This window comes from Conexibacter sp. S30A1, from assembly GCF_023330665.1.
Lineage (GTDB): Bacteria > Actinomycetota > Thermoleophilia > Solirubrobacterales > Solirubrobacteraceae > Palsa-465.
In genome coordinates, this window is record NZ_CP097127.1 from 1,810,941 (window position 1) to 1,832,086 (window position 21,146).

Genomic DNA, 21,146 nt, shown 5'->3' on the forward strand with positions numbered 1-21,146 from the left:
GTTCTCTCAAAGGTTGGTGTCAAGGTCGGGGTTATGGGTGATGCGCGTGCCATCACGGGCGAAGCTGTCCAGGTAGTCACGGATCCGCGTCTGGGCGGTCGCGAGGTCCGGTACGTCCAGGGCGAGGTTGAGCAGGTCGATGTACCAGGGCGCCTTGACCGGCTCGAGCACGTAGGCAGCGACGATTGCACGGGCGATCGGCAGCGTCGTCTGCTTTGAGTCCTCGTGCACATCCTGGCCACTGGCCAAAAGCAGCTTCTGGTACTCCTCCTCAAGCAGCGCCACAAACAGCTCACGCGTGAACACCTCGCCGGCACGCACACCGCTTGACGGGTCATCGGCGCTCATCGCAGCCGACTTGTGCAGCCACTCCCACAGCACCGACAGACGGATCTCGCCGGTCGCGGCGTCCTCCATCAGATAAAGCACGTCATCGTCACCGAAGAAGTCGGCGGGCTTGAGCGCCGCCGCCTGATAGCCGCGACCAAACGCGTTGCCGTACTGCAGAGCGACGCTGATCAGGTCCCTTGCGCCACGCACCGTGCGCGGCCCGTCCTCCAAAAGCCTCAGCGCCTGCGCATCCTCAGCGCTGTAGGTGAGCGGCGCAAACTGCCGCCCCAACTGGTTATCGCGCCCCGCCTGCGCCCACACCGGCCGCACGATGTGAACCATCTTCCAGTGCGCAACCCACTTGCCTGAGGCGCCCTCACGCTCCTCGCGCCTGGCACCCGCAAGCGCCTTCTCCATCGCCGCCCTCACCCCGGCCGCGCTGCCGACCGGGATGTTCGGCTCCATACCACCCTGCCACAGCGCAAAGTTGCCGTTGCGGTCGGGCGTGTTCACCGCCCGGCGCACCCGGTCCTCGTAGGCGCGCATGTAGCCGTAGGTCATGGTGACCTGGTCGATGTTCGGGTTCACAAACCCCTCATCCCACGCGTAGGCGTCAGAGAGCGAGTTGATGTAGTCCCAGCGCCCGGTGTTGAAGCCGACGAAGTGACACCCCAGCGCGGCGCGGATCTCCATCAGCTGAAAGCACGCCTCGACCTGCTCGACAAGCACATAACACAGGATCGACCCGGCCGCCAAACCCAGATGCTCCTCGAGTGAGTCCAGCAAAAGCCCCCAGTAGGCGGCCTCCGCGGCGGTCTGGATCTTCGGCAGATACAACACCAGCGAACGCCCCTGCGCCCGCAGCGCCGCCTGGTTGCCGACCACATACAAAACCAGGTCGGCGATCGACGCTGAGAACCCACGCCCGTCCGCGTGCGCGAGGTGACGGTCATCCAGATGCAGCCCACGCACCCGAAAGATCCGGGTGGTGAACGACAGCTGCTTTTGCCAATCGTCGATGATCTCCCGGCCCAGAAAGCCCTTCGCCCAAGCGTTCATCTCCCCCGCGACCTGCTCGGCCACCGACAGAAACAGTCGATCGCCGCCCGTCATCAGCTTCAGGTTGCGCTGCGCGTCAAGCGCCATCGTCTGCACCTGGCCAAGCGCGTCCTCGCCATCGAACATCCAACCATCAGCACCCGACAAAAGCGCGTAGGCCACGTTGCGCAAACCCTCCGCGATCCCCGCCCGTGGCCTGGTCGCAGGACCCGTGCCCTGGATCCACTGCCGACGCAGATCATCCGGGATCCGCGCACCCACAAAATCCCCGGCCCGTGCCTGCGCCACCGTGATCCCGGTCCCCTCGATCAACCCGTCCCCAGGCAGAAACCCGATCGCCCGCCGCTCACGCGCACGCCCGGCCCGACGCGCCATCCGCGCAGCCATCAGCTCGCCACGACGCGCGTCAAAACCGCTCAGCGCCTCAAGCGCCTCCAGCACCTCGGGCGTGTAGAGGTCCCGGTAGCGCTCACGCGCCTGCCGCGAAACCGCGATCGCCCGACCCTTGACCGTCGCCCCTCGCGCGCGCAGGTCAGCCACGGCCACGCGCTCCCGACGAGCCCGCCGCCGCGACGCACCCGGTCCCAGGCCAGGCAAAGGGTTTCCGGCTTACGAACATAACTGCCATGTTGCGCAGGTCTTTGACCATTTGTCCAGGAAACTTTGAGAAAGTTTCTCTCCTATGGACAAAAGTGGCGATCTTCGGACCGAATGCGGAGCTTCAGCGGTGCCGCCGGCGACTGCACCGCATGTGTCCCAGGCCGACCGACGAGCGCACTGAGACAGAGAGCGCGACCAGCCGCCAGGCCGATCGCGCTCTCACCGAGTCCTCCCTCTCCCCTCAAAGCGCGAAGACCGCGCAAAGCTAGCGCAAGTCTTCGCCCTCGGGAAGGCCGTGGGCGCGACGCCAATCATCTGCTAACAGAGCCCAGCGCTCGTGGTCACGCCAACGGCCGTTGATCTTCAGGTAACGCGGCGAGAAACCCTCCCGCTTGAAGCCGGCCCGCATCGCCAGCGCCCGTGAGGCCTCGTTGGCGGGCTGGATGTTGGCCTCCAGCCGGTGCAGCTCGAGCTCGACGAACGCGACATGCAAGAGCAGTTCGATCGCCTCGCTCATGTAACCCTGGCCGGCGTAATGCTCGCCAACCGCATAGCCCAGGTAGGCGCTCTGCAGCGAGCCGCGCGTGATCTGGGAGATGTTGAAGAAGCCGAGAATCCGGTCATCGCTGCGACGGCACACAAGCCGCGCCTCGAAGTCGGGCCGGTTGCAGTCCTGCAGGTAGGCGAGGAACCGTGCCGAGTCCGTCGGTGCGCTCGCCCACTGGCGGTGGAAGCTGCGGCTTGAGCGCATCAGCGAGACGAACTCCTGCTCGTCAGCGGCACGCGGCACGCGCAGGTACACGCGCCCCGCCGAGGGGTTGTCATCCTGCTCACGCGGAGGCTCGCTCCCGGCGCGACGCCACAACCTGACCATCAGCCTGCGAGCGTCCGCGCAAGCCGGGTTGACAGGGCCTCCAGCGCAAGATCCTCACTGACGTTGCGCCGCAGCCGTTGGCGGGTGTCCTCAACGAGATCCACGGCGCGCGCCAGCGCCTGCAGATCCGCCCCACGGCGGGCGCGGCTGTCGGCCTCGAGCTCCGTGCTCCGGTCGCAGTTTCGCACGAGCTCACCGGCACCGCAGGACAGCGCCATCAGGTCCAGAAACCAGCTCTCAACCACGTCCAGAGCGAGCTCGAGCGCCGCGGTCTCAACGCGCCGGCGCACGCGCCGCACGCGCTCGTCCCACTCGGTCCGTACGCGCTTTCGCTCACGACTCGGCAGCAGCTCGAGCTCCTGCCCGGCGCGGACCTCGAGTCCCACCCGCGCGCGCTCGCCGCGGGCGCGCACACTCTCAAGCAGCGCCTCGCACAGCAAACCCGCAGGCACCCCGACGAGCGCTGAGCGGGCCAGCGCCTGCGCACGCTCACGCAGCGCTAGGCCCTGCTCACCGACGAGCTCACGCGCGCGGTTCCCGTCGCCCAGACACAGCCTTGCGGCGGCCTCTGCCGTCGGGCGCTCCGTCCCCTGCGCCCGCAGCGCGGCGGCGAGCTCGGGGACGCTCGGCGCATCGAAGCGCACCGGCTGGCAGCGCGAGCGGACGGTGTCGAGCACATCGGCGAGCCGCTCGGTGATCAGGATGATGTGCACGAACGCCGCCGGCTCCTCGAGCGTCTTCAGCAGCCGGTTGGCCGCCTCAGCCCCGAGCTGCTCTGCCGACTCGATCACGAACACGCGCCGTGCCGACTCAAACGGCGTCCTCGTCGCCGCAGCCACGACCGCCGCGTCGACATCTGAGACCAGAATCTCGTGCGCGCCGCTCGGCGTCACCCACGTGAGATCCGGGTGTACCCCGGCCAGCGCGCGCGCTTGCGCGCTGGCCGGATCGACCGCGCCGTGCGCCAGCAGCCGCGCGGCAAACTCGCGCGCGACCGCTCGCTTGCCGGCGCCGCCCGGGCCGTGAAAGAGGTAGGCGTGCGACGGCGACCCGCCGGGCTCGAGCGCCGGACCGAGAATCGCCGCGACACCAGGCTGTCGTTCGAGCAGCTGCGCCATGCTCGGATCGTAAGCTACCTCCTACACATGAGCGAGCGCGGCAGGCTGATCACGATCGAGGGCCTGGACGGCACTGGCAAGAGCACGCTCGCCGACGCCTTGGCAGCGGCGCTTGCGGCGCGCGGGCGCCCCGTCCGGCTGCTGCGCGAGCCGGGCGGCGTGCAAACCGCGGAGGCGATCAGAGCGCTGGTCAAGGATCCGGCGCTGAACGTCGGCGCCCGCACCGAGGCGCTGCTGTATGCGGCCGCGCGCGCGCAGCTGGTCCAGGAGGCGCTCGAGCCGACGCTGGCCACCGGCCGGTGGGTGCTGCTCGACCGTTTTGTGGACTCCTCGCTGGCCTACCAGGGCGCCGGCCGCGGCCTCGGCGTCGAGGCGGTGCGCGCGCTCAACCTGTTTGCCACCGGCGGCCTCACGGCGGACCGCACCCTGCTGCTCGCGCTCGACCCGGCATCCGCGCAAGCGCGCGCGGATGCCCGGGGACAGGCGCCCGACCGACTCGAACAGGCGGGCGCCGGCTTCTTTGCGCAGGTCGCCGAGGCCTACCTGCAGCTCGCCGCCGCAGAGCCGGGACGGTTTCGCGTGCTCGACGCCGGGCGCGGGCGCGAGCAGGTGCTGGCTCAGGCGCTCGCGGCGCTGTCAGATCTGCTGTAGCCGTGCGGGTGGGCCTGCGCGAAGGCCCAGGCGTCGGCGATCATCGTCTCAAGCTCCGGCTTCTGTGCCACCCAGCCGAGTGCCGCGCGGATCCTGTCGGAGGCGGCGACCAACCTGGGCGGGTCGCCGGGGCGACGCGGCGCCTCGCGCGCCGGAATCGGCTCGCCGGTCACGCGGCGGGCCACCTCGATCACCTCCCGCACCGAGAAGCCGTTGCCGTTGCCGAGGTTGAGGATCAGGTGCTCGCCAGCGCGTGCGTGCTCAAGCGCGAGCAGGTGCGCAGCCGCCAGGTCGTCGATGTGGATGTAGTCACGCACGGCGGTCCCGTCATCTGTCGGGTAGTCAGTGCCGAAGATCTGGACGCTGGCGCTCGCGCCCAGAGCAACCTTCAGGATGTTGGGGATCAGGTGGGTCTCGGGCTCGTGGTCCTCGCCGGCCTCGCCGTGGGCACCGGCGACGTTGAAGTAGCGCAGGCTGACGGCGGCGAGCTGGTGGGCGGCACAGAAGTCGCCGATCAGGTGATCGGCGGCCAGCTTGGAGGCACCGTAGGCGTTCTGCGGACGCGGTGGCGCGGTCTCGGCGATCGGCACCTCGTCGGGCTGGCCGTAGACAGCGCAGGTGGAGCTGAACACGAGCCTCGGCACACCCCCAGCGACCATCGCCTCGAGCAGGTTCAGGGTGCCTGCGACGTTGGTGCGGTAGTAGCGGCCAGGGTGCTCGACCGATTCGCCGACGAGCGCCAGGGCGGCGAAGTGCAACACACCGCCAAAGCCACCGCCGTCGAGAGCGCGGCGTGGATCCTCGGGGTTGCGCAGGTCGCCGAGGATCAGCTGGGCCTGGCGCGGAACGGCCTCGCGGTGACCGCGCTCGAGGTTGTCAAAGACCACCACCTCGTGGCCTGTCTCGATCAGCAGACGGGCCACGATCGAGCCTATGTAACCGGCGCCGCCGGTGACTAGCAGCTTCATTTCGTGCCGGAGCTTTGCATATCCATACAATTGCCGGTGCCGTGAGCGAGGGACAACAGCCACAGGATCCGCAGGACCAGTTCGAGCTGATCGAGTTCGAGGATGTGGAGGCCTCGCCCGGCACCAGTCTGCTGCGCATCTCGGGCCGGCCGGGACAGTCGCCGCAAAGCGGCGACCTGACGCTTCTGATCGAAGCCGGCGGCGAGGTTCACCGGCACGAGCAGCTGCCAGCCCTGCCGGGACCACCGGGGCTGCTGCGGGCGGCGTTCTCGGTTCCGCGCGCGCGCATCGGCGCGGACGCAAGCTACTCGCTTGAGCTGCCCGATGGCAGGTCGGTGCGACTCCCAGCTCCGGCGTCCAGGCAGCCGGCGCTCGGTGGCAGCCTGCCGCCGGCCGTGAGCACGGGCCTCGAAGCGCCCCCGAGAGCAGAGTCCCCCCGGCTGGTCGAGGCAGAGCGCCTGGCAGAGTCAAGGCGGCTTGCGATCGGCGAGCTGGAGCGCCGCCTGGAGGGCGAGCGCGAGCGACGCACGGCGGCCGAGTCAGAGCTCGCGGCGCTGCGCAACGAGCGCGACCAGGCCCGCGCGGACCGCGACGCCGCGCTGGCTGACCGGGACGCCGCAATCGAGGATCGCGACCAGGCGGAGGCCAGAGCGAAGGCGTCAGCCGCGAGCGCCGGGGCGCTTGAGGCGCAGCTCCGAGCGGCCGCAGATGCGGCGACGCGAACGCAGGTGACGCTCGAGGCGGAGCTCTCAGACCGGTCAGCCGAGCTCGAGCGTGTGCGCGCGGCGGCGGAGACGGCGCAGGCGCGGGCACACGCCAGCCGTCGCGAGGCGACCGAACTGGACGAGCGGCTGGCCCATGCGCAGGCCCAGATAACCGTGATGCAACAGACCCTGGACGAGCGTGAGGCCGAGCACGCCAAGGAGCTCGAGAGCGCGCGAGCGCGGACCGACGGCCCACAGGCACAGGCCGAGGAGACCCAGGCGACGCGCCGGCGCAACGCCGAGCTCGAGTCGACGCTGGCGGAGCTCGACGCGGCGCTCGCGACCCGTGCGGCGGAGATTGAGCTGCTGCGTGAAGCGCTCGCGGCCGGCAGGGCCGCGCCAGCCGTCGTTGCCAACGGGAGCGTGCCAGGCGAGGTCCTGGCCGGCGACGCCTCGGCCGTACTGGCCGCGGAGGTCGAGCTGCTGCGCGCTCAGGTGCAGGAACACAGGGAACAGACGCAGCGTTACCAGGTTGAGGCGCAGGAGGCGCTCGCCCGCGCCCGGGCAGCGGAGGAGGCGCTCGTGGCGACCACCGCCGAGAGCGCGCTCACCCGCGAGGCGCTGGCGCTCGAGGCTGCTCGAGCCCGCGACTGAAGCGTCGGCGCACCGCCTCTGGGCGCAGTGCCGCAGGTGCAGCGGGGCTCACTACAGTCTGTGGTGCTGCCCTTTTCCCAAACTGCGGCGTTTTCGGCGTTGGGACCGGGTCGCAGGGTGTTTCCGTCCGACCCAGGCGGGATGCTTCACGACCCCCCAGCCGCCGGGCGGGAGGAGGCAATTTCACAGCAGCAGCGACGCGAAGGAGACGTAAGCCAATGGCGAAGACACCGCAGGCCCCAACCACCCAGGCCAGCACACAACCGGGGCTGCCGATCGAGCGGTACTTCACCACCCCCGACGTTGACCCCTTCGCGACCGTCGAATGGGAGCTCCGGGACGCCCGCATCGGCCACGGCGGCAAGGTCTCGTTCGAGCAGACCGGCGTCGAGTTCCCGAAGTCGTGGTCGCAGAACGCGACCAACATCGTCGCGCAGAAGTACTTTCGCGGGCGTCCGGGCTCGCCGGAGCGGGAGCGCTCGGTCAAGCAGATGCTCACGCGCGTGGCCGGCACGATCGCCAGTTGGGGCGCTGACCGCGGCTACTTCGCAAGCGACGAAGACACCCGCGCCTTCAAAGATGAGCTGACCTACATCCTGCTTCACCAGATGGCGGCGTTCAACTCGCCGGTGTGGTTCAACGTCGGCTGGCACCCCGAGGGCAGCCCGAAGATGCAGGCCTCAGCCTGTTTCATCCTGTCGGTCGATGACACGATGGAGTCGATCCTCGAGTGGAACACCAAGGAGGGCATGATCTTCCGTGGCGGCTCCGGCTCGGGTGTGAACCTGTCGCGGATCCGTGGCTCGATGGAGCCACTGTCGCGTGGCGGGACCGCCTCCGGGCCGGTGTCATTCATGCGCGGCGCCGATGCCTGGGCGGGGTCGATCAAGTCCGGTGGCGGCACCCGCCGTGCCGCCAAGATGGTCGTGCTGGACGTCGACCATCCCGACATCCGTGAGTTCATCTGGTGCAAGGCCAAGGAGGAGGACAAGGCTGCGGCGCTTCGCGACGCCGGCTTTGACATGTCGATCGACGGCGACGGCTTCCATTCGATCCAGTACCAGAACGCCAACAACTCGGTGCGCGTCACCGACGAGTTCATGCAGGCGGTCGAGAACGACGCGGACTGGCACCTGATCGCGCGCACGACCGGCCAGCCGATCGGCGAGCCGGTGCGGGCGCGCGAGCTGCTGGCCGACATCGCGCAGGCAGCCTGGCGCTGCGCCGACCCGGGCGTCCAGTACGACACGGTGATCAACCGCTGGCACACCTGCCCCAACTCGGGTCGGATCAACGCCTCGAACCCGTGCTCGGAGTACATGCACGTCGACAACTCGGCCTGCAACCTGGCGTCGCTGAACCTGATGAAGTTCCGCCGCCCGGACGGCAGCTTCGACGTCGAGTCCTTCGAACGGGCGATCGACGTGGTGTTTCTGGCACAGGAGATCGTCGTCTCGCCGTCCAGCTACCCGACCGACGAGATCGCGACCAACGCCCGCGCCTTCCGCCAGCTCGGCCTGGGCTACGCCAATCTCGGCGCCTACCTGATGGCCAACGGCCTGCCCTACGACTCCGACGAGGGCCGCGGGATCGCGGCCGCGATCACAGCCCTGATGACCGGCCGCGGCTACCTGCGCTCGGCCGAGGTGGCCGCCGCAATGGGCCCCTACGACCGCTACGCCGAGAACGCCGAGCCGCACCTGGCGGTGATGCGCATGCACCGCGACGCGGCCTACGCGCTGGCCGACGAGGAGTGCGCCGACACGCCTCTGCTCGAGGCCGCGCGTGGGACCTGGGACCGGGCCGTCGCGCTCGGCGAGGAGCACGGCTACCGCAACGCGCAGGCCACGGTGCTCGCGCCGACCGGCACGATCAGCTTCCTGATGGACTGCGACACCACCGGCGTCGAGCCGGACTTCTCGCTGGTGAAGTTCAAGGAGCTGGTCGGCGGCGGGCAGATGACGATCGTCAACCGGACGGTACCGCTCGCCCTGCAGACACTCGGCTACGGCGACCAGGAGATCGAGCAGATCATCGCCCACGTGAACGAGCACGGGACGATCGTCGGCGCGCCGGGCCTAAAGGCCGAGCACCTGCCGGTCTTTGACGTGGCGGTCGGCGAGCGGGCGATCTCGCACATGGGTCACATCAAGATGATGGGTGCCGTCCAGCCGTTCATCTCGGGTGCGATCTCAAAGACGGTCAACATGCCCCACGAGGTGACCGCCGATGACATCGCCGACGCGTACCTGCAGGCTTGGCGGTTGGGTGTCAAGGCCCTGGCCATCTACCGTGACGGCTCCAAGACGGCGCAGGCGCTGCGAACCGACGCGCAGAAGGATGCGCCCAACCCGGTGGATGTGGAGGCCGAGATCCAGCGGCGCGTCGCCGAGGCGGTCGCGACCGCGCCGCCGCGGCGCAACCGCATGCCGCGCGAGCGTGAGTCGATCACCCACAAGTTCTCGGTCGGCGGCCACGAGGGCTACATCACCGCCGGCAAGTACGACGACGGCAGCGTCGGCGAGATCTTCCTGACCGACATCGGCAAGGAGGGCTCGACGATGCGGGGGATGATGAACGCCTTCGCGACGTCGATCTCGATCGCACTCCAGTACGGGGTTCCGCTCGAGACGCTGGTGCGGAAGTTCAGCTACATGCGCTTCGAGCCGGAGGGGATGACGACCAACCCGGAGATCCCGTTCGCGAAGTCGATGCCCGACTACATCATGCGCTGGCTGGCCTCGCGCTTCCTGGACGCCGAAACCCAGGAGGAGCTCGGCATCCTGACCCCGGCGGTGCGCGCCCGCAGGGCCGCCGAGAACGCGGCCAGCTCACACGCAAGCGACACGTCCGTGCCCGCTGTGCAGATACAGCGCCAGGAACAGCGCCGCGAGGACGCGGCCGGCACGACGCGAGCACCGGGCGGTGGCGGGGCCGGACCAACCGGCTCAGCGCAGGCAGCCAAAGCCGCGACCGCGGCGCTCACCGACACCCCACCGGTGGTGCCCGCAGGAGCCGCTCGCGGACCGCTTGGCCTGGACCTCGGTCCCGCCTGCCAGCAGTGTGGCGGCATGATGCAGCGCACCGGCGCCTGCTACACGTGCTCCAGCTGCGGCTTCAACACCGGCTGCGGTTGATGCCAGTGGCCACGGCGACGAGAGCGGGTTTGGTCGAGATCTGAGAGCGCCAGCCACAGCGTGAGACCTGACGGGAGAGGCCCTGCTGATGCAGGGCCTCTCCCCCTTAACCGGCGAATCGCCCGCACCATCACGCGCTGGCAGGCGAAGATCACGGCCGTGCACGGCGGGCCAGAGGCTCAAGCCTGGGCGGGCAACGGCGCCGCTACCCGGGGCGAGCCCTGCAGCCAGGCGGGCGCCCACCAGTTGTAGCGGTCGAACAGGAACATGAGCGATGGCACGATCATCAGGCGGATCACGCTGGCGTCGATCAGCACGCTCGCTCCGAGCCCGAGGGCAAGCATCTTGATGTCCACCTTCGTTGAGAGCAGGAACGCAAAGAACACACTGGCCATGATCAGCGCCGCGCACGTGATCACGAGCGCTGTCTGGGCCAGGCCGCTGGCGACGCTCTTGGCGTTATCGCCGCTTTCGAGCCAGTGCTCGCGGATGCGCGAGACCAGAAACACCTCATAGTCCATCGACAGGCCAAAGACGATCGCGAAGATGATCATCGGCACGTAGGATTCGATCGGCACGGTTCCGTCCACGCCGAGCAGGCTCGAGCCCCAACCCCATTGGAAGACGGCGACCAGAATGCCGTAGGCGGCCCCGATCGAGAGCAGGTTCAGCAGCACGGCCTTGACGGCCACCACGGGGCTGCGAAACGCCGTAAGCAGCAGGACGAACGCGGCGGTGAGCACGACCGCGATGATGATGCCCAGGCGGGCCGTGACGGTGTTGACGAACTCAACGGTGGCTGCCGTGCCGCCGGTCACATACGCCCGATCGCCGCTGCCGGCCAGGGCCTGCGGCAGCACCTGGTATTGCAGGCGGTGCACCAGGCTCGCCGTCGCCGTGTCACCAGGCCCGCTGCCGGGCAGAACCTTGCCGACGATCAGACTGCCGGCGTCCGCCAGGCCCATGCGCGGCACCGAGCTCACATCGACCTGCGCGCGCAGCACCGAGACCAGGTGTGAGGCGAGCTCCGTACTCACGCTTCGCTTGGCAGGCGGTGCCACGACGATCGTCAGCGGGCCGTTGGCCCCAGCGCCAAAGCCCCGCTGGATCGCCAGGTAGGCCTGGTGGTCGCTGAAGCTGGCGGGCTCGGCGGTCGGCTGTATGTGGCCGATGCGCATCGAGAGAACCGGGATCGCAAGCACCAGCAGCAGGCCGATCCCACCCAGCGCAAAGCGCCACGGGTGGCGTTCGATCGTGGCCACGTAGCGGTGCATGGCTGAACCCTCGCCGCTCGGCTCGGCGACGAGGCGACGGACAGCGTGGCGGTCGATGCCGCGCCCCGCAAAGCCCAGCAGCGCCGGTACCAGGGTGAGCGCCGCGAGCGCGGCGACAGCGACCGTGATCGCCGCTGCCAGCCCCAGCTTGCCGATGAACGAGATCCCCGACGCGTAGAGACCAAGCATCGCGATCACCACCGTCGAGGCCGCCGTCAGCACCGCGTGACCGCTGGCCGAGACGGTGGCGCGGATCGCCTGCTCGACCTCGCTGCCGTCGATCAGGCGCTGGCGGAAACGTGTCGTCATGAACAGCGCGTAGTCGATCCCCACCCCCAGCCCGATCATCAGCGCCAGCGTCGGCGCGCTCGTGCCGAACGCCACGGCCGCCGCAACGACCCCAAGCGTCCCCAATCCGGTGAAGACGGCCAGCGCCGCGCTGAGCAGTGGCAGTCCGGCGGCATACACCGAGCCAAAGCCGACCAGCAGCACGACCAGCGCGACCAGGATCCCGATCGTCTCCGAAGTCGCATCCTTTGCCTTCGGCTCAGCGGCCAGCCCCAGCCCACCGCCGTAGAAGACCTTGAGACCGACGCGGCGCGCCGGAGCAACGGCGGAGTCGACCTGGTTGACGTAGCCCTTGCCGAGCTTCTGTGGGTTCTGGTTGAAGTTGATGCTGGCGTAGGCGATGGTGCCCTTGGCCGACAGCGTGGACGTGCCGAGCGGGTCGCCGACCGCCAGCACGTGCGGGAGGCCCTGCAGGTCCTTCACCGACTGCTCAATCGCCTGCCTGTCGTTGCTCAGCGGGGCGCCGCCTGACTCAAAGACGACCTGGCCACTCTGGCCGCCGGCGCGTGGATCGTGCGCCTGCAGGATGTTCAGGCCGTTTTGGGCCGGACTCCCCGGAATCGTGAGCGTGTCGCTGTAGCTGCTGTTCACCACCCTGTGGGCGAGCGTCGCGGCCACCAGCAGCGCGATCCAGCCCGCCAGCACGAGCCAGCGCCGGCGCGCCGCCCAGACGCCGAGCGAGCCGAGTCGCGAATCGGAGCGTTCTGTCATGCATGACAGCTTTACAGAAACCGCGTCAGGTGTGACAAATTCTTTGAGGTGACCGACCCGGATCCCGACCCGCGCGACCTCATCATCGGGAGCCCCGCTCCGAACGCCGACGCCCCGCCCGCAGCCAAAGCCGCCGGGACTGGCCGACGCGCGGCCCACAGGCGCGCGACCGCGGCCGCGATCCAGGCGGCGGCCGACAAGCTGGTCGCCGAACGCGGGTTTCATGCCACCACGGTGCGCGAGATAGCCGCCGCGGCCGGGGTCACCGAGCGCACCTTCTACCGCTACTTCGACGGCAAGGAAGGGATCGTCGCCTCCAAACTCGGCACCTGGATGCAGGCAGCACACGCGGCGATCATCGCTCGCCCCGTGGCTGAGAGCCCCGTGCGCGCGGTGCGCATGGCGCTGGTGCAGCTGGCCGCCGCGATCGAGCGGAGCCCCGAGCGCGAGCTGCTATGGGCGTTCACCGACAGCGCCGCGACGTTCAACTCGATGCGACGCTCCGGTCAGCGTCCCCTGCTGCGGATCGAGCAGCTGATCACAGACGCGCTGCTCGAGCGCGCTCGGCAGGCTGGCCGCGCCGACGACAAACCGACGCGGGCTGCGGATCGCTTCACCAGCGAGCTTGTGGCGCGGACCGCGGTGGCCGCGCTGCGCACGATCGGCGCGGAGCGACGGCGCGTCCTCGATGCAGGCGCCCCGCAGCCGGTCCTGATGATCGACCGCGCGTTCGACACGCTGCAGTCGGTGTTCTGCGATCAGCAGCACTGATCAACGCGCCCGCGCCTCCGCCCGCCACAGCTCGGCGAGGATTGGACGCAACCGGTTTGCCAGGCGCGGACCAAGGGCTTGGGCGTACTGGGGCGTGATGTGGTTGCCGTCCTCGCTCGTGACGATCCCGCCGATCACGGTCGGGCAGAGATCGCCCTCACAAAACCACTGTAGGGTCGGGATCGCGGGGTAGCCATGGCTGACGACCATCGCCTGAATGCGTTGCAGCGAGGCGCGGATAGCGGGCGTCAGATGCAGAGCGCAGCGCGCCAGGTTGGCGCCCGGCGCAGCCATGCACTGCGCCGGCGTGGGCACGTTATTCACATACCAGTCGTCGCTCGGCGCATCCGCCAGCAGCACAGGATGTGGGACCGCCCGCATCACGCGCGCCACCAGACGCGCCGCCAGCCCAGCCTGCGCCACCGTGTAGTTGTCCGTCAGGAAGCTCACGATGGTGGCCGACGGGCGCAGCCGCGCGATGACTCCCAGGACGCCCCGCCACCAGCTCAGGCACGGCCAACCGGGGCGATTCTCATGCAGCGCCCACAGGGCACAGCCGGGCTTGGCCAGCGGGACGAGCCTGAAGCCCAGGCGTCTCGCCGCCCGCACAAACGCCGGCGTCCACATGGAGGCATGCGAGTCGCCGAGCAGGACAACGGTGTGGCGCGCCTGAACGTCACCGAGGCTGCAAAGCTGGTAGCTCAGACCGGACCCGAAGGCAGGCAGGCATGCCGACGCGATCGGCTGCCCCGCGCCGGCCGCTGTTGCGGGGTCGAGCACGGTGGGGATGGGCGCGCCCGCGCGCGCGAGCGCGGCGGCGGCCACAACCGGCGCCACCGGTCGCTGATCGAACAGCTCCCCGCCAGGCGACGACGGTCGCGACCTGGCCACCGGCCGCGCCGGCGACGCGGCCACCAAGGGGGACCCGGCAACCGCAGCGCCAGCGAGCAACACCACCGCCAAGGTGAGCAGACGCAACCTCACTGGACGATCAATCACGAACCGACGCCGAGCATCAAAACCACCGCAACCGGGATTGCGCTACCCAAAGGCAACCGGTTCCAACCGCCGCCGCGAGCCCTCGCTCCGCACAGCCGCCCACCAACCGCAGCCGAGGCTCGAGCAAGCCGCTGTCCTGCCGACCCCCTTTGCGTGGGTGACGCGACACAACCAGCGATCGGGCCGCCGCCCAGCCACGAGGCAGACAACATGTGCCGCATGCTGGTCAGTGAAGGCACACGGATCGTGACCAGCGATGCGTCCAGTCCACATCACGGCCATCCGGCACACCGCGAACCTTTCTGGCGCGGTGGGCGAATCAGCTGCAATGGATGACACCTACGCACAACCACCTGTCGCGGCCATGCTGCGCACCCGCGGCGCGACGCACCCAGCGGGACCAACCGACGCCGAACTGGTCGCAAGGTCGCTGCGTGATCCCGAAGCGTTCACGCGGCTCTTCGAGCGACATTGGGAAGCGGTCCACCGCTTCTGCAGCAGCCGAGCCGGGGCGGCCGGAGAGGACATAGCCGCCGAGAGCTTCCGGGTGGCGTTCGACCGTCGCTGGCGCTTTGACGCGCGCTATACCGACGCGCGACCGTGGCTCTTCGGGATCGCGAACAACCTGCTGCGCGACCACTTTCGCAGCGCCCGTCGCGAGGAGCAGAAGCTCTCGCGATCAGCAGCGCTGGATGTGCTCACCAAGGGCGGTGACGAGCTCAACCCGCTCGAGCGTCAGATGCTCGGCGCCGAGCTCGCGGCCGCACTGAAGGACCTGCCTGCGGTGGACCGCGACGCGCTGCTCCTGCTCGCCTGGGCCGACCTGGACTACGAACAGATAGCACGGGCGCTCGGCGTTCCCGTCGGCACGGTGCGCTCACGCATCCACCGAGCACGCCAGCGCGTGCGCGCATACCTCAAAACCAGCCAACACGACAACGAACAGGACGGGCTTCGATGACCGATCACGACCTCGATTGGGTGGCCGCACAGCGACCCGACCGCCGACCCACCGATCCGGCCGCACACGACCGTGCGCTGCTCGCGCTGCTGCGCCACGCAAGCTCGCAACCTGCCCCCAGGCGGGGCCAGCACGGCAGGTGGCGGGTGGGTGGGCGCGCGCCGCGCCAGCTCACCCTCGCCACCGCGAGCGTCGCCGCGATCGCCGCTGCCCTGGTGGCCTTCACGGCAGGCGGCAAGCACGGCACTGCCCCGGCGCTCGGCCTCCAGGCGCACGGGGGTGGCCCGGCGCTCGTGCGCCTCGCGGGCAACATCAGCGCATCGGCCACTCCGCCGGGCAACGCGACGCTCGTCCAGCGCACCACGACGCTCAGCGCCCAGGCAGCCGGCGGCCCTGTGACCATCACCGTCTACGACCTCTACGGCGACAACGGAACCTGCTACTTCTCCCGCAGCGAGAGTGGCCTGGCGGCACAGGTTGCGGCCAACAACAACCAAGGCGGCGGTCTGTTCGCCCGCGAGATCGCGGCGGCGCAGGCCGCCGCCACCGGCAACGTGACACAGGCGGCGCTCGCCCTGGCAAACGCCCCAGACACCAACGGACAGCCGCAGATCACGCCCACCACGGGGACATCCGCGGCGGACCTTGCCTCCGCGAAGCTCAAGGACAAGCTCACGGGCTTTCCCTACGACCCGAACGCGACCATCTACAACAACCGGGTCTGGGAGAACGCGCAGGACGCGCTCATCGCCGGCACCGGCAACCCCGAGGTACGGGCGGGCGTGCTCAAGATCCTCGCCACCCTGCCCGGCGTGAGCGTGACAGACGGCACCAGTGCCGGCCAGCCGACGCTGGTCCTCACCGGCGGTTCGGACGAGGTGGGGCCCGACTATCAGGAACAGCTGACGATCAACTCCCAGACGGGCACGCCGATCAGCTTCGCGGGCGGGTCGCCCAACGGCGCCCCCGCGACACAGGTCTCATACAAGGTTGCCCGCGTGACGCTATCCCAGGTGGCCGCGGGCACGCTGCCGAGCTTCCACTAGAACGAAGCGCGCGCCGCTCTCCGAACACCCGGAGAGCGGCGCGTCGGCTGCACCAGGCGCAACCCTGGCTCAGGGCTCGGCGCCCAGACGCTCCAGATCCGCCACGCCGCTGTCAATCGCAGCCTGGCGCACCGCGCCGGCGACGGCCTCATGCACCCTGCGGTCGAGCACCTCCGGGATCAGCTCCGAGGAGACCGTCAGCCCGGCGAGCGCCCAGGCGGCCGCCCGCTTCATCTCGAGGTTGATCTCGCTGGCCCCGGCCTGCAGTGCACCCTTGAAGATCCCCGGGTAGCCGAGCACATTGTTGACACTCGTGCCGTCGGCGGCGAACGCCGCGCCAGCCGCGAGCGCCGCCTCGGGCTCGATCTCCGGAGCCGGGTTGGTGAGCGCGAAGATGACCTGACCGGGCCGCACCATCGCGGGCGTGATCAGCCCCGGTCTGCCACTGGTCGCAACCACCACGTCACACTCACGCATGAGCGTCTGCAGATCGCTGATCTCGATCCCACGCCCCGTGGCGTGCTGCTGCGCAGCAGGGCTCGGGTCGCTTGCCAGTACCCGCCGCACACCGGCATCGTGGATCAGCGTCGCGATGCCGAAGCCAGCAGCCCCCAGACCGATCTGTCCGACGACCGCCTCATCGAGCCGGATCCCGGCCTGGCGGCAGGCGGCGATCAGCGCCGCCAAAGTGACCACGGCGGTCCCGTGAACGTCGTCGTGCATGACCGGTTGTGGCAGCGCCTCGATCAGCCGCCGCTCGATCTCAAAGCATGAGGGGGTGGATATGTCCTCGAGGTGGATCCCACCAAAGCCGGGCGCAATCCGCACAACCGTCTCGACGAACTCATCCACATCGGTTGTGTCGACCAGGATCGGCACGGCTGTGATGTCCACGAGCTGGGCGTAGAACATCGCCTTGCCCTCCATCACGGGCATCGCCGCCACCGGGCCGATGTCACCGAGCCCCAGCACACGCGTGCCGTTGGTGCAGATCGCGACGCTGCGGCCGATCATGGTGAAGCGCGCCGCCAGCTGTGGATACTCGTGGATCGCGCTTGCGACCCGAGCGACGCCGGGCGTGTAGACATCGCGCACCTCCTGGTTGGAGGTCACAACCCGGCAGGGACGCATCTCCACCTTGCCTCCGACATGGGCGATGAAGGCGCGGTCGTGATACCACACAACGCGCACGCCGGGGAGCTCGCCGAGCGCCACCGCCAACTGATCTGCGTGTTCTCGGTCGCGCAGCTCAACGGTGATCTCGCGAATCGCCTCGAGCCGGGCGATCGTGATCGTGTGGACATCGCCGATCAGACCATCGAGCTCGCTGATCCGCTGCGCGACCTGAGCCAGGTACCCAGCCTGATGCGGGATGCGCAGGCGGTAGGTGCAGTCCATCGGCATGGCAGGCCTATCGTAGGGCCAGAGCAGCGGACACGGCGCCCGCATCGTCTCGCCTGTCCGACGGGCCTGGCTGAGGCACCCCGCGCAGCACCGGGACAGCCCCGGCGTTCAACCGCACGCCTGGGCGCCACCTCGCACGCGAAAGACACTCTCTGCATGCAGTGTCCGCTACCTTCTGGCCATGGCAGAGCACCCGATCCCGAGCGATCGCGCGCGCAGCCTCGTGCGCGGCGGCTACGACCTGCACGTGCACATCGCGCCGGACTTCACGGAGCGGATCATCGACGACATCGGGCTCGCACGCCGTTGCCTGGAGCTCGGGATCGCCGGCTTCCAGATGAAGTCGCACTACACCGCCACCGCCGAGCGCGCCGCGACCGTGAGCGCCGCGGTGCCAGGCGTGCGGGCGATCGGCGCGATCGTCCTGAACCGTGCGGTGGGCGGGATCAACCCGCTGGCCGTTGAGGTCGCCGCCCGTGAAGGCGCCCGCACGGTCTGGATGCCAACCGTCAACTCCAGGGGTGAGATGGAGGAGGTGCACAGCTTCCCGGCCGGGGCGCCGATGCCCGTGTGGATGCGCTTCGAGGTCGCCCTTCGAGAGGCAGGCGTGCAGGCAGAGCCGGTGGCGGTGCTAGACCCAATCAGCGGTGAGCTCCTGCCGGAGGTCCGGGAGGTGCTGGCGGTGGCGGCACGTCATCAGCTGGTGCTGGCCACCGGCCACCTGTCGCGTGCGGAGATCTTCGCGGTGGTCGACGGCGCGCTGGCGGCTGGGATTCGCGATGTGGTCGTCACCCACCCGGAGTTCCCCTCTCAGAGCCTGAGTATCCAAGACCAGGTGACGCTCACCGAGCGCGGCGCGCTGATGGAGCGCTGCTTCACCACCCCCTACACACGCAAGGTGAGCTGGGAGCACGTCTGGGAGGGTGTGCGTGCGACAGGAGTTGCGCGCAACGTGCTCTCGACCGACCTCGGCCAGGTGTTCAACCCACCGGTCGAGGATGGCCTGGCGCTGTTCGCAGACCAGGCGCTCAGAGCCGGGTTCAGCGAGGAGGAGATCCACACGATGGTTGTCACAAACACCCGCAGGCTCGCGGGAGAGCCGCTGTGAGCCGGCGCATCCAGGTAATCGGGGCGCACGCCGCGGACTTCGTCTGGCGCGCCGGTGGCGCGATCGCCAAGACCGTCGAGCGGGGTGGCGTGGCCGAGGTGGTCGCACTCTCATACGGCGAGCGCGGCGAGTCCGGCGAGCTCTGGAAGCAGCCCGGCCAGACGGTCGAGAACGTCAAGCGCGCCCGCCACGAGGAGGCGCAGGCGGCCTGCGCCGAGCTCGGTGCGAGCTTCCGGGCGCTCGATCTGGGCGACTATCCGCTCGAGATCGGCGCCGCGGAGCTGCAGGCGATCGCCGAGGTGATCCGCGAGTTCGCGCCGGACGTGCTCGTCACACACACGGACACGGACCCGTTCAACCCTGACCACCCGGTCGCCTTCCGGGCCGTTGACCGCGCCCGCTCGCTGGCCGCCGGCGCCGGTGTGCAGAGCGCCTTTGCGACCGTCAAGCCACCGGCGCTCTACCTGTTTGAGCCCCACCAGCCCGAGCTGTGCAACTTCACCCCCACCACGTTCGTTGACATCACCTCGGTGTTTGAGCGCAAGCGTGCGGCCATGGCGCACATGAAAGCCCAGGCCTACCTTCAGACCTACTACGCACAGCGCGCCGAGCATCGCGCCAACCACGCCCGCCGGGCCAGCGGCAACGCCGAGGTCCGCTACGCGGAGGCCTTCCAGCGCGTGATCCCGCAGGTGGTGAGCGAGCTGTGAGCGAGCGGGCGCATGAGGTTGTTGGCGGCGGCCCGCTGGCCGCCGCCACCCCCGCGCAGCTCAGCGAGCTGGCCCGCCTCGGCTCAGCGACCGTGTACGAGGCCGGCGGCCGGCGTGACTACGTGGACGCCGATCTGCGCCAGATCGTGCCCGGCTCGCGCGCGGCGGGCCCGGCCCGCACCGTGCTCTGTGCCCAGGACGACAATCTGATGGTGCACGCCGTTATGGCGGAGGCACAGCCTGGCGAGGTGCTGGTGCTGACCATGCCCGAGCCCCGCCCGGTGGCACTGGTCGGCGACCTTTTGGCAACCCAGGCGCGGGCGGCCGGTGTCGCCGCCATCCTGATCGACGCCGCGGTCCGTGACGTCGAGGAGCTCGCACAGATGGGCCTGCCGATCTGGGCGCGTTGGGTGCGCGTCAAGGGGGCCCTCAAGGCCACAGCCGGACGGATCAACGTGCCGGTGAGTGTCGGCGCCGCCCAGATCAGGCCCGGCGACATCCTGGTGCTGGACGGCGACGGGGTGGCCGTGGTCGAGCGCGAGCGTGCGACAGAGGTGCTCACGGCGTCGCTTGAGCGCGAGCACAAGGAGCAGATCAAGCGCGAGCGGCTAAGAGCCGGCGCAAAGTCATACGACCTGGACGGGCTGCGGTCCGTCGTGGAGGCACAACTGCAATGAGCGAGCTGCGAGCACCGGACATCGCCCACCTCGGGCCGATCGAGCTCTTCACCCCGAAGCCCCAGGAGAGCGTCGACTTCTTCACCGAGATGATGGGCATGGAGGTCGAGCACCGCCACGGCCAGTCCGTTTACCTGCGCGGCTGGGATGACTACCAGCGCTGGTCGCTGAAGCTCACCGAAGCAGCAAGGGCGGGCATGGGGTACTGCGGCCTGCGCACCTGGAGCGATGAGGCGCTCGAGCGCCGTGTGGCGCTGATCGAGGCGGCCGGGCTCGGGCGCGGCTGGGAGGACTCGGGCGATGACGGCATCGGCAGAGCCTTCCACTTCCAGGATCCCGAAGGGCACCGCTTCAAGCTCTACAGCGAGGTGGAGCGCTACGTCAAGCCGGTTCCGACCGACTTCAAGAACGTCCACGGCAAGCAGCCCAACCGGGCCGTGGCGGTCAAGCGCTTTGACCACCTGAACATCCTCGCCGGCGATGTCCGCGCCCAGCGCGACTTCGCCACCGGCGTGCTCGGCTACCGCGAGTACGAGCGCATCGAGCTGAACGACGGCACGCTCGGCGGCTCCTGGCTCTCGGTCACGATCGCCGCGCACGAGCTGATCTACACGCGCGACGCCTATGCGGCCGAGGGCGCCCACGGGCGGCTGCACCACGCCGCCTTCTGGGTGGACACGCGCGAGGAGTGCCTGCGCGCCGCCGACATCTGGATCGAGAACGAGGTCTACGTGGAGTTCGCGCCCTCCAAGCACAACGTCGCCCAGGGGTTCTTTCTCTACGGCTACGAGCCGGGCGGTAACCGCGTAGAGGTCACCAGCGGCGGACGCCTGGTCTACGCGCCGGACGAGCCGTGCGTGATCTGGACTGAGAGCGACCGAGCCAAGGGCCAAGCCTGGCACAACCCGACCGTCCACACCTTCCACACGTACGGCACCCCGGTCTTCGAGCCGCGCCAGAGCGCCTGAGCACAAACACACCGGCGCGACAACCGTGTGGGTTGCCGCGCCGGCGCATGAGGAGAGAGGGTCTGCTTGAGCAT

Annotated in this window: 17 protein-coding genes; 10 read left to right on the forward strand and 7 right to left on the reverse strand. The window is 69.4% G+C overall.

Translation table 11 applies throughout. The annotated features are described in order from the left end of the window. Nucleotides 1–6 precede the first annotated feature (6 nt). The 3 genes from M3M54_RS08980 to M3M54_RS08990 all read right to left on the reverse strand — a co-directional run bounded on the left by M3M54_RS08980 (nt 7) and on the right by M3M54_RS08990 (nt 3,981). Nucleotides 7–1,929: a hypothetical protein gene (locus M3M54_RS08980; RefSeq protein WP_249018700.1), complete on the reverse strand. Its 1,923-nt coding sequence runs from the start codon at nt 1,927–1,929 to the stop codon at nt 7–9. Between the two features lie 325 nt (nt 1,930–2,254). Further along, the gene (locus M3M54_RS08985) at nt 2,255–2,863 is read right to left on the reverse strand and encodes a GNAT family N-acetyltransferase (RefSeq protein WP_249018701.1); all 609 of its coding nucleotides are present in this window, start codon (nt 2,861–2,863) and stop codon (nt 2,255–2,257) included. Continuing rightward, nucleotides 2,863–3,981, reverse strand: a complete 1,119-nt coding sequence (locus M3M54_RS08990) for a hypothetical protein (RefSeq protein WP_249018702.1) — start codon at nt 3,979–3,981, stop codon at nt 2,863–2,865. The genes M3M54_RS08985 and M3M54_RS08990 overlap by 1 nt, the downstream gene beginning before the upstream one ends. Nucleotides 3,982–4,008: 27 nt before the next feature. On the opposite strand from M3M54_RS08990, the gene tmk reads away from it, so the two are divergent. After that, nucleotides 4,009–4,632: a dTMP kinase gene (gene tmk / locus M3M54_RS08995; protein WP_249018703.1), complete on the forward strand. Its 624-nt coding sequence runs from the start codon at nt 4,009–4,011 to the stop codon at nt 4,630–4,632. On the opposite strand, the gene galE is transcribed toward tmk, so the two are convergent. Next, a complete protein-coding gene (gene galE, locus M3M54_RS09000; protein WP_249018704.1) occupies nt 4,599–5,600 on the reverse strand; it encodes a UDP-glucose 4-epimerase GalE in 1,002 nt (333 codons plus the stop codon). The genes tmk and galE overlap by 34 nt on opposite strands. A 41-nt stretch (nt 5,601–5,641) precedes the next feature. On the opposite strand from galE, the gene M3M54_RS09005 reads away from it, so the two are divergent. Then, entirely contained in the window at nt 5,642–6,958 is a 1,317-nt protein-coding gene (locus tag M3M54_RS09005; RefSeq protein WP_249018705.1) for a hypothetical protein, read from the forward strand. Between the two features lie 218 nt (nt 6,959–7,176). Continuing rightward, on the forward strand, nt 7,177–10,095 hold the full coding sequence (locus M3M54_RS09010) for a vitamin B12-dependent ribonucleotide reductase (protein ID WP_249018706.1): 2,919 nt from the start codon (nt 7,177–7,179) through the stop codon (nt 10,093–10,095). Nucleotides 10,096–10,274: 179 nt separating this feature from the next. On the opposite strand, the gene M3M54_RS09015 is transcribed toward M3M54_RS09010, so the two are convergent. Next, nucleotides 10,275–12,428, reverse strand: coding sequence for an MMPL family transporter (locus M3M54_RS09015; protein ID WP_249018707.1), 2,154 nt, complete (start codon nt 12,426–12,428; stop codon nt 10,275–10,277). A 48-nt stretch (nt 12,429–12,476) separates the two neighbouring features. Between M3M54_RS09015 and M3M54_RS09020 the strand changes: the two genes are divergently transcribed. Beyond that, the gene (locus M3M54_RS09020; RefSeq protein ID WP_249018708.1) at nt 12,477–13,199 is read left to right on the forward strand and encodes a TetR/AcrR family transcriptional regulator; all 723 of its coding nucleotides are present in this window, start codon (nt 12,477–12,479) and stop codon (nt 13,197–13,199) included. Here the strand turns inward: M3M54_RS09020 and M3M54_RS09025 are convergent, their stop codons facing one another. Beyond that, the gene (locus M3M54_RS09025; RefSeq protein WP_249018709.1) at nt 13,200–14,036 is read right to left on the reverse strand and encodes an SGNH hydrolase domain-containing protein; all 837 of its coding nucleotides are present in this window, start codon (nt 14,034–14,036) and stop codon (nt 13,200–13,202) included. A 490-nt stretch (nt 14,037–14,526) separates the two neighbouring features. On the opposite strand from M3M54_RS09025, the gene M3M54_RS09030 reads away from it, so the two are divergent. Together M3M54_RS09030 and M3M54_RS09035 are read left to right on the forward strand one after the other, a co-directional pair. Continuing rightward, nucleotides 14,527–15,159 carry an RNA polymerase sigma factor gene (locus M3M54_RS09030; RefSeq protein WP_249018710.1) on the forward strand — a complete coding sequence of 211 codons (633 nt, stop codon included), beginning with the start codon at nt 14,527–14,529 and terminating at the stop codon, nt 15,157–15,159. Next, entirely contained in the window at nt 15,156–16,205 is a 1,050-nt protein-coding gene (locus tag M3M54_RS09035) for a hypothetical protein (protein ID WP_249018711.1), read from the forward strand. Before M3M54_RS09030 ends, M3M54_RS09035 begins: the two co-directional genes overlap by 4 nt. 69 nt (nt 16,206–16,274) lie before the next feature. On the opposite strand, the gene M3M54_RS09040 is transcribed toward M3M54_RS09035, so the two are convergent. Then, on the reverse strand, nt 16,275–17,609 hold the full coding sequence (locus M3M54_RS09040; RefSeq protein WP_249018712.1) for an NAD-dependent malic enzyme: 1,335 nt from the start codon (nt 17,607–17,609) through the stop codon (nt 16,275–16,277). Nucleotides 17,610–17,790: 181 nt separating this feature from the next. Here M3M54_RS09040 and M3M54_RS09045 point away from each other — a divergent pair, with 181 nt between their 5' ends. From M3M54_RS09045 to M3M54_RS09060, 4 genes are read left to right on the forward strand one after another with little or no spacing between them, the layout of a single operon-like run. Further along, entirely contained in the window at nt 17,791–18,717 is a 927-nt protein-coding gene (locus tag M3M54_RS09045; protein WP_249018713.1) for a DUF6282 family protein, read from the forward strand. Further along, nucleotides 18,714–19,427 (forward strand): PIG-L deacetylase family protein, encoded by a 714-nt coding sequence (locus M3M54_RS09050; protein ID WP_249018714.1) that lies wholly within the window; start codon nt 18,714–18,716, stop codon nt 19,425–19,427. Before M3M54_RS09045 ends, M3M54_RS09050 begins: the two co-directional genes overlap by 4 nt. Then, entirely contained in the window at nt 19,424–20,104 is a 681-nt protein-coding gene (locus M3M54_RS09055) for a 4-carboxy-4-hydroxy-2-oxoadipate aldolase/oxaloacetate decarboxylase (protein WP_249018715.1), read from the forward strand. The genes M3M54_RS09050 and M3M54_RS09055 overlap by 4 nt, the downstream gene beginning before the upstream one ends. Then, nucleotides 20,101–21,072 (forward strand): VOC family protein, encoded by a 972-nt coding sequence (locus M3M54_RS09060; RefSeq protein WP_249018716.1) that lies wholly within the window; start codon nt 20,101–20,103, stop codon nt 21,070–21,072. Before M3M54_RS09055 ends, M3M54_RS09060 begins: the two co-directional genes overlap by 4 nt. Nucleotides 21,073–21,146 lie beyond the last annotated feature (74 nt).